We start from the raw sequence: 14,141 nt of genomic DNA on the forward strand, positions 1-14,141 counted from the left end.
TCCCTTTTTCATTGTTCTTTTAATATATATCCAATACCACGAACAGTTTGAATATCTTTCTGATAACCGAATGGTTCTAATTTTTTACGTAAATGATGAACATACACTTCTACTATGGCTACTGTTGTATCCGAATCAAATCCCCAAACACGATCAAAAATTTGTTCACGCATTAAAATCTTACCGCTATTTTGAATGAGGTACTCTAGAAGTTCATACTGTTTTAAAGTCAGCTTAATTGCTTGTCCATCTACTTGTGCATCTTTATCTTTTCCAAACAGTTCGATCCCTTTATAACAAATTGTCTGCTTTGTTGTTAAACTACCACTTCGTCGTAATAAAGCACGAATTCTCGCTTTTAATTCCGGCGCTTGAAATGGCTTAACGAGATAATCATCTCCGCCAAAATCTAACCCTTTTACTCGATCCTCCAAAGAATCTTTTGCTGTTAAAAATAAAACTGGCGTTTCAATCTTCTCATCTCGTATTTTTTGAATAACTGCAAATCCATCCATTTCTGGCATCATGACATCAAGTAGTATTGCATCATATATATTTTGTAATGCCAAAAACAAGCCATCTTCCCCATTGATTGCCGTGTCCACTTCAAATTCATCGCGTAAAATTTGTACGATAGACTCCAATAAAGAAGCATTATCTTCTACTACAAGTAAGCGCATATTCTCACCTTCCACCATATAGTTCAATTCTATTTATAATTACATTTTAACGTTTTTCTCGATATAAAATTTGGAAGATTTATTATAAAAGCTCTCCCTTAAATTTTGCTTAATAAAAAATTGAAAGAAATAAGATTTCCTTTATCCCTTTCAATTTTTTACTACATACACCTTTTTACTCGGCAATTCTAAACAATTTAACTGACCACCATAAACCGCACCGCCATCAATTCCTATAATACGATTACTCCCAAAATATACTCCACAATTCTCACTACCATGAAGCGTTTTTGTTTCCGTATGACCAAATACAACAAACTTTTTGCCACTATATCCACTATGAAACTCATTACGGATCCACATTAACGTATATCATTCAGATTCAGAAACTTGTTTCATTGGCTCAACACCAGCATGTACAAAGATATACTCTTCTGTTTCAATGTAATGATCTAATCCTTGAATAAACATTACATGTTCCTCTAATATATGAGATTGTAAAATCGGTTTTTGGAAGTTTTGCTCATTAACCGCAATGTCTTCTTCTAAAAATCCATAGCTATATAACGTTTTATCTCCACCATTCCTTTTTACCCAATGGTTCCATGAACGTTCCTCATCTGTCGTTAACGCCTTAATCATCATATCTTCATGATTTCCCTTTAAAACGAAGGCTCCCTCTTCTTTTAACTCTTTTACCTTTTCAATGACAGCACTTGCATTCGGGCCACGATCTACATAATCCCCCAACAAAATTAGTTGATCCTGTTTTGCATCGTAGTGAGCTTCTTCCAATAATTGTTCGAACTTTTCTATTTCTCCATGAATATCACTAATAACAAGAATTCTTTTCATATTATCCCCTTCTTTCTAAACCATTCTCTTTCTAATTATAATTCAAAACGACAGAAACTTCTGAATCACATTTATTACAAACTAAAACTATTATCCTTACAACAATGTAAGTCTCTTGTCATCCAATTCGATAGTTGCAATTACTGTATTTCCTTATACTAAAAGTAAGAAATGAAACAAAAAACAAGGAGAGATGAGATATGAAAAAAGTGATGGAAGTTGTAGTAGCGGTGGCAGAGGTTTTTGTAAATGGGAAACAGGTTGCAATGGAGTTAAACAAATAATGAAAAGGACAAAATTCATTCTAGACCCTTTACTCATATAAAAGAGATAAGACTTCATCATTTTTTTGATCCCTTATCTCCCAATAAAGAAAGCCACATCCTGAAAAAGGATGCGGCTTTCTCTTATTTTTGACTCGTACGAGCTGAAATACTAATTGCTCTATCTGTTGCTTTTGCGGCTTCATCTAAAGCTTCTTTACTATTCTTTCCGTCATACATTGCTTCTAATGCTTTTACAACTGCATCTCTTGATTCTGGGAATACACTAATTAATGCCCCTTGAGTTGCTGGAGATTGCTTCGTCGCTTGCAATTGTTCTACTGTTACTTTTAGCTGTGGATATTTTTCGTATTGATCTTTTACTAACGGCTCATTATACGCATCTGGATTAATTGAGAAATATCCTGTTGCTGTATGCCATTTTGCTTGTACATCTGGCTTCGTTAAATATTTCATAAAGTCCCAAGCACCTTGTTGCGTTTCTTCTGAAACCATATTCGTCATCCATAATGATGCACCGCCAATAACAACACCATTTTGTTTCGAATCTTCTGGATACGGAATATACGAAACGCCTACATTAAACTTAGATGCATCAATTAAATCACGAACACCAGCCGAAGAATCTAAGTACATAGCAACTTGTCCAGACTGGAACGCGGCACGAATATCATCCCAACTTGCTCCATACTTTCCAAGCGCACCAGCTTTATTTAATTCATCTAACATCCCAAATACTTTTTGACCTTCTTTACCGTTAAATACTGCTTTCTGTGCAGCATCTTTACGACCATTTTCATTATCTACATATAAAGCACCTTGTGTCGCTAACAACTCTTCAAAGAACCAACCATAATTCAGCATTGAAAATCCATACTGCTTTACATTTCCGCCTTCTTTAATCGTTAACTTTTTCGCCGCTTCTTTTAACTCAGCATATGTTTGTGGAGCTTTCTCTGGATCTAATCCAGCCTTCGCAAAAGCATCTTTATTATAAATTAATACTGGTGTAGATGAATTAAACGGCATAGAATACATTTTTCCATCAACTGAATAATAGTTCGTAATTGCTTTTTCTAATTTTGATGTATCGTACTTATCTTTTTTAATCCAGCTATCGATAGACGTAATTTTTTTGCTATCAATCATATACTTCGTTGTAATTTCACTCGATTGAACAAGAGCTGGCGCTTCTTTCGTTGCAGACATCGTTTTAAATTTCGTTAAAGACTCTTCGTATGTTCCTTGGAACTCTGCCTTTATCTCATATTTATTCTGCGACTTATTATAGTCTGCAACAAGCCCATCTAGTACACCTTGTGTTTTTCCACCCATTGCATGCCAGAAACGAATTACAGTTTTATCACCATTCTTTTCAACTGGAGCTACTTTTGCCTGTGCTTCAGGTTTCCCCTCTGTTTTACTATTTGAACAAGCTGCGCCGGTTAATGCCATTGTGGCTGCCATTAAAAGAGCAGCACTTTTTTTCAATAAACTCATCTCAATCCCACCTTTTCCTATGTATGCTTATTTAATTGCACCTTTTGTTAATCCTTTTTGTAATTGCTTTTGCCCTAAAAATAGTAAAATCAACGTTGGAATGACGATAACCGTAACACCGGCCATTACACTGCCCCAATCAGTTGCAACTTCTTGAGATTGAAGCTGCTTTACACCAATTTGAACCGTTCTTACTTTTTCATCAGTGGTTACTAAGAGCGGCCACAAATACATATTCCACGTTGTTAAAAAGCTATATACTCCAAGCGTAATAAAACTCGTTTTACAATACGGAATTACAACACTGAATAAAAACCTTACATTTCCAATCCCTTCAATAAAAGCAGCTTCTTTCAGTTCATTCGGAAGTGTCATAAAATGTTGACGTAGTAAGAAAATACCGAAAGCTGTTGCAAAAAACGGCACCGTCATCCCAGCAAAACTATTAATCCATCCGAAGTTTTGAATCGTTAAAAAGTTCGGTACCATCGTTGCTTCCCACGGAATAAGCATTGTTGAAATAAACAAGAAGAAAATTACGTTTTTACCTTTAAACTGAAGAAAAACAAAAGCATAAGCTGCTAAACTGGATACGATAAGTTGTCCAAGCATAACAACTGTCGATACAATTAAACTGTTATATAAGTATGTAAAAAGAGGTACTTTTTGAAAAATATTAATGAAATTATCAAAAGTAAATTGAGTTGGAAATAACCTTCTCATTTGAATATCGTCTGGTGTCATAAAGCTTATTAAAAACGCATACAGTACAGGAAAAAACACCATTACTGCACTAATAATGAGCAGCATGTATAATAGGAAATTTTGTTTCCACTGTTTAACGATCATTTATAATGCACCTTTCTCTCAGCAAACTTAAATTGAATCAATGTAGCAATAAAAATGAAAATAAATAATACCATCGCTTGTGCACTTGCTGTTCCAAATTGATGATTTACAAATGCCTCTTTATAAATCGAGTACACAATTAAATTCGTTGCATCATTCGGTCCACCGTGCGTTAAAATATCAATTTGTCCAAAGCTTTGGAATGCACTAATTAACGTTACTGTCACGATAAAAAATAAAGTTGGTGATAGCATCGGTAATGTGACGCGGCGAAGCTTATACAAATAACTGGCACCATCTATAGATGCACTCTCATATAAAGACGTATCAATATTTTGTAAACCACCTAATATAACTAAAAATGCAAATCCCGTATTCACCCAAACCGTTGTAACCGATACAGAAAACAGTGCCCATTCTGGACTCGTTAACCATGCGATTGCAGGAAGATTCATAGAGGCTAAGATATTATTAAATAACCCTACACTTGGATGAAATAAGAATAGCCAAATCACTGCACTAGCAGCTACTGATATTCCCATCGTTGAAGAAAAGAGAACTCGGAACAATCCAATACCTCTTACTTTTTCATTTGCAAGTAATGCAAGAAATAAGGCGAATACAATGCTAGTAGGCACTGTATATAAAACAAACAATAAAGTTGACTTTATACTTTTGTAGAAAGCAGGATCAGAAAATAAATATTGATAATTTTCTAAACCAACGAAAAGATTAGCTTCTCCGTGTATATCTGTTAAATAAAAGCTATAGTAGATCGTCCTAAACAATGGATAGAAAAGAAAAATTGAAAATAACAAAATAGATGGTGCCAAAAACAATAATCCTATTCTTAAATCTTTCGTTCTGCCCCATAAACTCTTCTTTTTTGACACTGTTGTTTGAACTGGTAACTTACCTACTTCAATCATTATTTCGCCACCACTTTCAACTCTTCTTCAGCCACCACTTTTAATCGTTCATTCGTATTTTGGTGAAAGAAGCATAGTTTTTCTTGCGAGAATAATAATTTTACTTTGTCACCTTTGTTCAGGAGTAACTGTCCGATGACTTTCGCACTCCAAGTTGTTCCATTTACCGCAAAGTTTAATATAGATTCATTTCCTAATACTTCTACAGATTGCAGCGTAACTTCTTGTCCTTCCTCAGACAATGCAATATGCTCAGGCCGCATGCCGATTCGAATTGTTCCTTCTGGTAATTGCTTTAACTGTCCAATAGATAATGGAATTTGCAATTGCCCTATATGTAATACGCCTTTTTCTTTATCCACTTTTCCATCATTTATATTCATAGAAGGAGAACCTATAAAACTTGCAACAAATTCGTTTGCTGGTTCGTTGTATATATCAAGAGGTGTTCCAACTTGTTGTATACTTCCTTTATTTAAGACCATGATACGATCTCCCATAGTCATCGCTTCTATTTGATCGTGAGTAACGTAAATCATCGTAATTCCTAGTCGTTGCTGGATTTCTCTAATTTCAATCCTCATTTGAGCACGTAATTTCGCATCTAAATTCGAAAGTGGTTCATCCATTAAACAAATCGGTGCTTGACTCACGATCGCCCTGGCAAGCGCAACACGCTGTCTTTGCCCGCCTGATAATTGGCCCGGTTTCATTTTCACATACTCTTTCAGTCCTACCATTTCAATGGCTTCCATTAATCGTTTTTGTCGCTCTTCTTTTTGTACTTTCCTTACCTTAAGTCCAAATAAAATATTTTCTTCTACAGTTAGGTGTGGATATAATGCATAATTTTGAAATACCATTGATAGATTACGGTCTTTCGGCTCTAAATCATTTGCAACACGTTCATTAATCATTAAATCTCCCGAAGAGATTTCTTCTAAGCCAGCGATCATTCGTAGTAATGTACTTTTTCCACATCCCGAAGGTCCAACTAAAACAAAAAATTCTCCCTTCTTAATATGAACTGATACGTCTTTAACCGCTGTCTCTTCCGCATTTTTATATACCTTTGAAACATCTTTCAATTCGATCACAAGGTTGCACTCCTTTTTTCTTCTTGTATCCATACTTCATAATGACTCGTTGAAATCGCACTTGCTCCTGCACGAATGGCAATTTCCGCATCTTCCCGCGTTTGAATCAATCCGCCTGCAATAATGGGAAATTCTATTTCCGCTGCTAGCTGCTTAATAATTGAAGGCATAATACCAGGCATAATCTCTACTGCATTCGGTTTAGTCGTTTTACAATTTTCAATTGATTTTGTAAGAGATAAAGTATCGACAATAAAAATACGTTGAATCGTTTTTAATCCAATTTTATTGGCATTTCGAATTGTCGAACCTTTTGTTGAAATAATGCCTTGTGCTCCGATAACATCTTGAATATACAAAAGAGCTTCCTCTGTATTCGTATTTAAACCTTGTATAAAATCACAATGAAGAAATACATCATGTCCATGTTTCTGTAATTCGTATACACGCTCTGGTAACTCCAGCATTGAACCCGTCATAAGAAAAACTGTTTTCGGTAATTTTTTGTATGTTTTGTACCCTTTCCAATCCTTTATCATCGCTATATAAGGCTCTTTAAACATTTATTTCACCTAGCTTTTCTATTTTTATCCAAACTAAAAACACCTACTTACATAGAACACCTTTCTCCTTATTTGAACTCTAGGGAATAGAGCACACTTAAGAAAGCGGCACGTTATATGTAAGCGGGTGTTCTCAAATGTTCTCTACCCTAGTTATTTTGTTACCTTTACTATATTACGCATTTATTAAGTCAGTTTTGATAGATTGTTAATTAGGTGTTAACCGAATGTTAATATTCACCACATCATGATTTACAATAATCCAGATATATAAATATAAACCAACAGAACACAACGATGTTTAAAATTCAATCAATATGTAAATTCATTCCATAATTAATGAGTTTTAGTTTTCTTGCCACTGCTTGCGAAGCAAAATTATCCCAAGAAGTACTATAAAGCGGAATGCGCTTTTCCTCTTGTATTGATATTGCCCAGGCTGTAACGACATCAGTACCATATCCATTCCCTTGAAACTCCGCTAAAGTTTCCACACTTGCCTCAGCAGCTACGAGCGTACTTCTGGCACTGCAACATATAGAAACTACCTTTTCATTTTTTACAATTGTAAAATAAGGTTTCTTCCATTCCATCTGTTCTATTAGATTAGAAAAATTTTCTCGCAAAAGCTCTTTATTTTTCTCTGTTATTTGTATTGTTCTAGTTGGCTTATGTAAATTATTAGGGAACATGAAAGCAGGACCCATCCAAATATTCTCCACCGTTCTCTCTTCATTTAATACTTTAATGATTTTTGCTATCTCTATGTGATTTGAGCGTTCTCGAATTAATTTCTCAATCTTACTTATCATTTCACTATCCAGGTTATAATGATATCTCGTTATATTCCCTTCACGGGTTCGGCCAAGAAAAAAACGCGGCGCTTTCAGATTTCCATTTTCATTTACACTCTTTATTCTTCCTACTTGATTATGAACAAATAAAACCTCTGCCTGAATTGCTATTAACTCAAGTTCTGAAAATTTCATTTGTAGCCTCCTTAGTTACTATGTATATAAATTCCATCTAGCAAAGCTTTATAGAATACGCACATAAGAATTCCTTATCCATTCCTCTTTTTAAATAATTTTTTCAAAACAAAAATCCCATTCAAATACACATTACTGAATCCATCATATACTAACTGATTTCTTCATTCTGTCTATCTAAATGGGATTATTTCGTACTTTTTATTTCTTCAGCTTTTTATTCCGCCAGTTGTGGTTGCGGCTGTACTACTTCATTCGCTCCAGCTATCCTCAACATATTCGCAATATCTTTAAAACCTCTTTTTTCAGCATATTGCAGCGGCGTAATATTTTCCTTATTGGCCATATTTACATCTGCCCCGTGGTCAATAAGCATTTGAATTACTTTCTTATGACTTTCACTACCATTTCCTAATACAATTGCTTCTAATAAAGCTGTTCCACCACGTTCATTCTTATAATTCACATCAATATCTGTATGCTCTAATAATTCTTTAACAACCTCTACATGGCCACGCTCAGATGCAGAAATAAGTGCTGTTCCACCTGACTTAGTCGTTTCTTTCGTATTAACTCCTGCATTAATTAATACTTTTAAAATATCCGTATATCCTTCTCTACTTGCATAAAGAAGTGGATTGCTTTGTTTCTCATCTTTAATTTCAATATTAGCACCTGCACCAATTAATGCTTTAACTGTCTCTACATGATTTTGATACGTCGCTGCAAGGACAGGCGTTTCTCCGTTGTCACCTTCTACATTGATATTCGCTCCATCTTGGATCAGCTTCATAGCTGTTTCTGTGTCTCCAAGCGTCGCAGAAAGTAGCAACTGTTTGTCCATTAAATTTATACTTTTTTCTTCTTTAGATTCTTCCTGTTCTTTATGCTTTTCTTTTTTCTTTTCGTTTTTCACATGAACCGGTTTTGATTCTGGCTCCTCTTGCTTATCGCAAGCCACTACCGTCATTAAAAGTCCTAATAACATACATAATAAAATTTTTTGTTTTCTCACAACTACAGCTCCTATGAAAGATAATGTTTTCTTAACCATTCCTCCATCACATACAATAATTCTTCTTGAATACATTTATCCATAAGCCCTTTAGATTCCTTCTTTAATCGGATTATCCTAAACTTATATCGATGTTTCTCAACCTATTGGAATAATACGCCTGATGGCCTCATCATTAACATTATGAAGCAATTAGTTTAGCACGTTTTTACCGCATTTGTATACATTTCTAAAAAGTACATAAAGTGAAACTTTAATCAGTGGGGGTTGTTCATCCCCCACTGATTATTAGTTGAACCAATCGGGCATTTACGGGCAGTTGATCTCCCACCTAACTTCTTCGCTCCAACCGCATTTTGAGGTGGGAGTTTTACTGCCCGTTAATGCGGGGTAAATGATTGCTTTAGGTTACTATATTCCATTGTAACCGTTCTTCTAAAAATTTTACACCTTTTCTATATTTGCACCTGAGTAATAATAGAAAAAGACAACTATATAGTTGTCTTTTTCTATTATTAATGATGCCCACCGTGATTCCCTGTTTTCGGTTTTCCCATCATCTCTTTATTCATTTCCCATTTATGCTCTGATAGCTCTTTATACGAAAGAACTTTCCCCTTATAGTTAGATACAAAGCTCTCTGCATCTTTTTTATTTTTAAATGAAATGACATTATAAGCCATCGGTGTCGTTATTGTTTTATCATATACGTAAGTGGCATCTTCTAACGAAACCCAATCTTTCGAATCATAATCTCGAACAAATTTTTCTTTCGTCTTTTCACCTGAATTGATCTCCATCCATTTATACATGCAGCCAATATCATCAAACTTTAATGCTTTTCCATTTTCTAAAATAATTTCTGTTGCGAATTGATTATCCATTACCCCTATTTGACAAATATCACACTTATCATTTTTCTCATTAATCGCAACAGCTGTTAGTTCTTTTTTCCCACATCCTACTATCGTAAATATGAAACATAAACATATAACAAGTGCGACATATTTTACCTTCATCAATATTCCTCCCTAGAAACCGTATACTCCACGAAAAGAATACCAAAAGGTTGTGTGAGATTTGTGAAAAAACAATGTTCTTTTTGTAATATATGGAACAAAAAAGAGATGTGCAGTTACTTCCACACATCTCTCATCATTCACAACCAGTAATTAATAAATCATCTTCTAACTTAACTAATAATGTGTCCGTATCAATGTTTTGTCCAACTTCTACATTTACTAATCTTATATTCCCACTGATCCCTACTGCAATTTTTTCAATCTCACCGTCGTTTTTTCGGATCATCATTAACTTTTCCCATTCATATACGTAAGAGGATTCATTAATAAAAATCTCCTCTACTTTTCCTTTACACGAACTATAAATTTCTTCTATTCTTGTTTGCATTCAAAATCTACTCCCTACTTCACGCTTCGCTATTTCCATCTTATTCTACCATTCTTGTACGAAGGCATTTATCTTTTTAAAAATTCAAAATTACCCTGTGAACAAAATGATCAAAATAAAGATTATGCTTCTAATGATGTTATTTTTCAAATTATTTACCATTCAGATTGAAACTTTTATTATAAACAAAAAACCTTTTATCTGAATTTTTATTTTATTTTGAAAGCGTAATCATTTTTTGAGGGGGAGATTACATGTTAGCATTACTCGGATTTACAATGGTATTTGTCTTTATGTTTTTGATTATGACGAAACGTATGTCTGCACTAGTAGCATTAATATTAGTTCCAATTATTTTCGCATTAATTGGTGGCTTTTATGCCAATATGGGCCCTATGATGTTAGAAGGAATTCAAAAGCTAGCACCTACTGGCATTATGCTTATGTTCGCCATTTTATATTTCGGAATTATGATTGATAGCGGTTTATTCGATCCTGTCATTAGTAAAATATTAAAATTTGTAAAAGGAGATCCTTTAAAAATTGTTGTTGGTACAGCTATTCTTACTATTATCGTTTCATTAGATGGTGACGGAACAACAACATATATGATTACAGTTTCCGCAATGTATCCACTATATAAACGTCTTGGGATGAATCCACTTATATTAGCTGGGGTTGTTATGTTAGGGGCAGGTGTTACAAATCTTACACCTTGGGGTGGACCAACCGCTCGGGTTATGAGTGCTCTTGGACTTGATGCATCAGAGCTCTTCACACCACTTATACCAGGAATGATTGCTGGTGCAATTTGGGTAGTTTTCGTTGCCTACTATCTTGGAAAAAAAGAAAGAAAACGTTTAGGAATTATGGATGTTCAATATTTAAAACACATGCAAACAATGGATGAGCAAGCTGCGACAGTCGAAGCTGAAATACATAAACGCCCGAAACTGCTATGGATTAACTTTTTATTAACTGTTGCCCTACTCGTCTGTCTCATACTAGAAGTTATGCCGTTACCTGTTTTATTTACAGTCGCTTTTGCTATTGCGGTGATGATTAATTATCCAAGCTTAGAACAACAAAAAGAACGTATTGCCTCTCACGCTGGAAACGTATTAGCGGTTGTTTCTCTCGTATTTGCCGCTGGAATTTTCACTGGTATTCTATCAGGGACAAAAATGGTAGATGCAATGGCTCAAAGTGTAGTGACTCTTATACCAGATGCACTTGGACCACAACTACCAATTATTACAGCTCTTCTTAGTATGCCGTTCACATTTTTCATGTCCAATGATGCTTTTTACTTCGGTGTACTACCCATTTTAACAAAAGCTGCCGCTGCTTACGGAATTAGTGCAGCTGAAATGGGACGCGCTTCATTACTCGGGCAACCTGTTCACTTACTAAGCCCTCTCGTCGCTTCCACTTATTTATTAGTCGGAATGGCCAAAGTTGATTTTGGTGAACACCAACGCTTTACTTTACTTTGGGCTGTTGGAACGACAATGGTTATGTTGATTACTGGAATTGTAATTGGGATTATTCCAATATAAGATGAGATTCAAAAAAACAGTAGAGAAATGTAATCCTCTACTGTTTTTTTATGGAAACATACTATGAAGAAACACGGAAATACCTTCTTTCTGGCCTCCCCACACTTCCATATATAAGCTCTGCATGCACTTTCTTTCCAGAAATTAAATACTCTAAATAGCGCCTCGCTGTTGATCGGCTAACACCTACCATTGAACTTAACATCTCTGCAGTAATTCCATCTTCATTAACAGTCAGCATATGCTTTTTTATTTTTGCTAGCGTTAATGGATCTATCCCTTTCGGGGCGTATTCTATATGATTTGCCTGCACACCTCTTTGAGACCATAGATGTTCAATTTGTTCCGGTGATAATTGAGCGCTTTTCTTTAATTGCGTAATCTTTTTTTGATAATTTTCTAAACTTGTTTTAAATCGATCGAATGTAAGCGGCTTTACGATATAATCTGTTACCCCACCTCGTAAAGCATGCCGCACTACATCTGTTTCTGATGCGGCTGTAATCATAATAATATCTGTATCATGTAAATTATGCCTAATATATGTGACGAGTTCAGTCCCTTGCATATCAGGTAAATATACATCTAATAAAACGAGCTGTGGCTTCACAAATTCTAACCATTCCTTCGCTTGTTCCCCAGTCGTTGCCGTCCCAATCACTTTAAACCCATCAATTTTTTCAGTAAAACGCCGATGAATCTCTGCAATCCGAATATCATCTTCTACAATCAATACTTCAATCCCCTCATTCATTACAATTCGCCTCTCTCTTTCGGTAATGCAATGATAAATAAAGCACCACCTAAATCCCCTTTTTCAATCGCAATACTCCCGTTTAAATCTTCTACTAACTCTTTTACTTTTGCTAATCCATATCCACGTTTTTCGCCCACTTTCGTCGAAAAACCTTTATAGAATATACTTGTAATTATTTCATCATGAACACCTTGTCCTGAATCTTCTACTTCAATTAATATTTCTTCCCCAATGTCTGTTACAAACATTCTTACTTTCTTATCATGATCTTGATTTCTTTCAATTGCTTCAAATGCATTCGTGATCAAATTCCCTAAAATAGAAACAACGTAATTACTATCAATATGCGGACTTAGCTTCTCTAAACTACTTTCTCGATCTAACACAAAATCAATCTTCAATTCTCGTGCCCTATTGTAAAATCCAATTAAAATTCCACCTAGCCATGGATTTTGAATTCTCTTCATAATAAATTGAACGAAATCTTGATATACTGCCGTTTCCTTATGAATAAGCTCTAAAGCATCTTCATAAGACTCTAATTGAATAAGTCCTGAAAGCGTATACAATAAATTGTTATATTCGTGCGTTTGCGCCCTCAATGCCTCTGTATACTGCCGTGTTTGAGATAATTCCGCTGTTAATTGATCCATCTCAGATTTCAAGCGCAAGCTGGATACTACACCAGTTACTTTATTATTAACTTTAATAGGTAGGCGATTGGCAATAACATCCTGTCCCTTTATATTTAATTGACGGTCAAATTGTTCTTCGCCAGTTTGAAGTACGTCCAGTATCGATGAGTTAGGAATAACATTTAAAATAAATTCGCCCATTATATTTTGTCGTTTATCTAAAGAAAGAATCTCATTTGCTGCTTGATTTACTAAACTAACCATTCCATTTTTATCGATTACTACAATCCCTTCGCGTACAGATTGAATAACTGTACTATGCTCCTCATATAAAGATGATATTTCCTCTGGCTCCATTCCAAACATCATTCGTTTTATACTTCTTGCTAAATATATAGAGCCAATTATCCCAATTAACAGACCTATTATTGTAATCCAAAACACACGCTTTCCATATACTTCTATCGCTCCATGAATATCATCCATTGAAAATCCAACAGAAACTACGCCAATAATTTCATTATCCTGATTACGAATTGGGACTTTTCCTCGTAATGAAGGCCCTAATGATCCCGTTGCTTCCGAAACGTAAGACTTCCCCTCTAATAGAACCCCTTTGTTATCTCCGCCAACCATTCTCTCTCCTATTTTATCAAGCATAGGATGTGCGTAACGAATACCATCTTTATTTCCAACTACAATAAAGTCGGCATCTGTTTCGATTCGAATTTTCTCTGCAATTGGCTGAATAATAGAAGCTGGATTTTCCTTTTGAAAAGCTTTCCTAATTTCTGGTATAGCAGCAACTGTTTTCGCAACATGCAACGCTCTTTTTCCAATTTGCTCCTCTACTGTTTCAGATAATATATAGTAAAATAAATAACTTGTTAACAGCAGTACAACAAGAATAAGTGTGCTAATAGTTAATGTAATTCTCGGTTGCAGCTTTAATTTTTTTAATTTCAAAACCATTCCCCTAACATGATTAAAGATAGAATTTAAAGAAAATACAGTTTTTT

General features: G+C 34.9%; 13 protein-coding genes and 1 pseudogene. 1 reads left to right on the forward strand and 13 read right to left on the reverse strand.

Annotated elements, in window-relative coordinates; genetic code table 11:
* Nucleotides 1-8: 8 nt before the first annotated feature.
* The 11 genes and pseudogenes from MRBLBA3_RS06550 to MRBLBA3_RS06600 form a co-directional block, all read right to left on the reverse strand.
* On the reverse strand, nt 9-680 hold the full coding sequence (locus MRBLBA3_RS06550; protein WP_363380303.1) for a response regulator transcription factor: 672 nt from the start codon (nt 678-680) through the stop codon (nt 9-11).
* A gap of 150 nt (nt 681-830) precedes the next feature.
* Nucleotides 831-1,535: pseudogene (locus MRBLBA3_RS06555) on the reverse strand (metallophosphoesterase family protein).
* Nucleotides 1,536-1,942: 407 nt separating this feature from the next.
* Nucleotides 1,943-3,319: an ABC transporter substrate-binding protein gene (locus MRBLBA3_RS06560; protein ID WP_363380305.1), complete on the reverse strand. Its 1,377-nt coding sequence runs from the start codon at nt 3,317-3,319 to the stop codon at nt 1,943-1,945.
* Nucleotides 3,320-3,346: 27 nt separating this feature from the next.
* Nucleotides 3,347-4,168, reverse strand: a complete 822-nt coding sequence (locus MRBLBA3_RS06565; protein WP_000635950.1) for a carbohydrate ABC transporter permease — start codon at nt 4,166-4,168, stop codon at nt 3,347-3,349.
* Entirely contained in the window at nt 4,165-5,097 is a 933-nt protein-coding gene (locus tag MRBLBA3_RS06570; protein ID WP_363380308.1) for a carbohydrate ABC transporter permease, read from the reverse strand. The genes MRBLBA3_RS06565 and MRBLBA3_RS06570 overlap by 4 nt, the downstream gene beginning before the upstream one ends.
* On the reverse strand, nt 5,097-6,194 hold the full coding sequence (locus tag MRBLBA3_RS06575) for an ABC transporter ATP-binding protein (RefSeq protein WP_141535475.1): 1,098 nt from the start codon (nt 6,192-6,194) through the stop codon (nt 5,097-5,099). Before MRBLBA3_RS06575 ends, MRBLBA3_RS06570 begins: the two co-directional genes overlap by 1 nt.
* Complete coding sequence (locus MRBLBA3_RS06580; protein ID WP_000472006.1) at nt 6,191-6,757, reverse strand: glycerol-3-phosphate responsive antiterminator; 567 nt, start codon at nt 6,755-6,757, stop codon at nt 6,191-6,193. The genes MRBLBA3_RS06575 and MRBLBA3_RS06580 overlap by 4 nt, the downstream gene beginning before the upstream one ends.
* Nucleotides 6,758-7,065: 308 nt before the next feature.
* Nucleotides 7,066-7,746, reverse strand: coding sequence for a GNAT family N-acetyltransferase (locus MRBLBA3_RS06585; RefSeq protein ID WP_363380313.1), 681 nt, complete (start codon nt 7,744-7,746; stop codon nt 7,066-7,068).
* A gap of 217 nt (nt 7,747-7,963) precedes the next feature.
* The gene (locus MRBLBA3_RS06590) at nt 7,964-8,836 is read right to left on the reverse strand and encodes an ankyrin repeat domain-containing protein (RefSeq protein WP_000287320.1); all 873 of its coding nucleotides are present in this window, start codon (nt 8,834-8,836) and stop codon (nt 7,964-7,966) included.
* Nucleotides 8,837-9,276: 440 nt separating this feature from the next.
* Entirely contained in the window at nt 9,277-9,780 is a 504-nt protein-coding gene (locus MRBLBA3_RS06595; RefSeq protein WP_044738681.1) for a nitrous oxide reductase accessory protein NosL, read from the reverse strand.
* A 136-nt stretch (nt 9,781-9,916) separates the two neighbouring features.
* Nucleotides 9,917-10,171, reverse strand: a complete 255-nt coding sequence (locus MRBLBA3_RS06600; protein ID WP_044738682.1) for a hypothetical protein — start codon at nt 10,169-10,171, stop codon at nt 9,917-9,919.
* A 254-nt stretch (nt 10,172-10,425) separates the two neighbouring features.
* Between MRBLBA3_RS06600 and MRBLBA3_RS06605 the strand changes: the two genes are divergently transcribed.
* Nucleotides 10,426-11,730 (forward strand): CitMHS family transporter, encoded by a 1,305-nt coding sequence (locus MRBLBA3_RS06605; RefSeq protein ID WP_000880480.1) that lies wholly within the window; start codon nt 10,426-10,428, stop codon nt 11,728-11,730.
* Between the two features lie 61 nt (nt 11,731-11,791).
* Here MRBLBA3_RS06605 and MRBLBA3_RS06610 read toward each other — a convergent pair whose 3' ends face one another.
* Together MRBLBA3_RS06610 and MRBLBA3_RS06615 are read right to left on the reverse strand one after the other, a co-directional pair.
* A complete protein-coding gene (locus MRBLBA3_RS06610; RefSeq protein WP_001002006.1) occupies nt 11,792-12,484 on the reverse strand; it encodes a response regulator in 693 nt (230 codons plus the stop codon).
* Nucleotides 12,484-14,094: a sensor histidine kinase gene (locus MRBLBA3_RS06615; RefSeq protein ID WP_363380318.1), complete on the reverse strand. Its 1,611-nt coding sequence runs from the start codon at nt 14,092-14,094 to the stop codon at nt 12,484-12,486. The genes MRBLBA3_RS06610 and MRBLBA3_RS06615 overlap by 1 nt, the downstream gene beginning before the upstream one ends.
* Nucleotides 14,095-14,141 lie beyond the last annotated feature (47 nt).

Origin of the sequence: Bacillus sp. LBA3-1-1.1 (assembly GCF_040676495.1) — a bacterium.
Classification (GTDB): Bacteria; Bacillota; Bacilli; order Bacillales; family Bacillaceae_G; genus Bacillus_A; species Bacillus_A nitratireducens.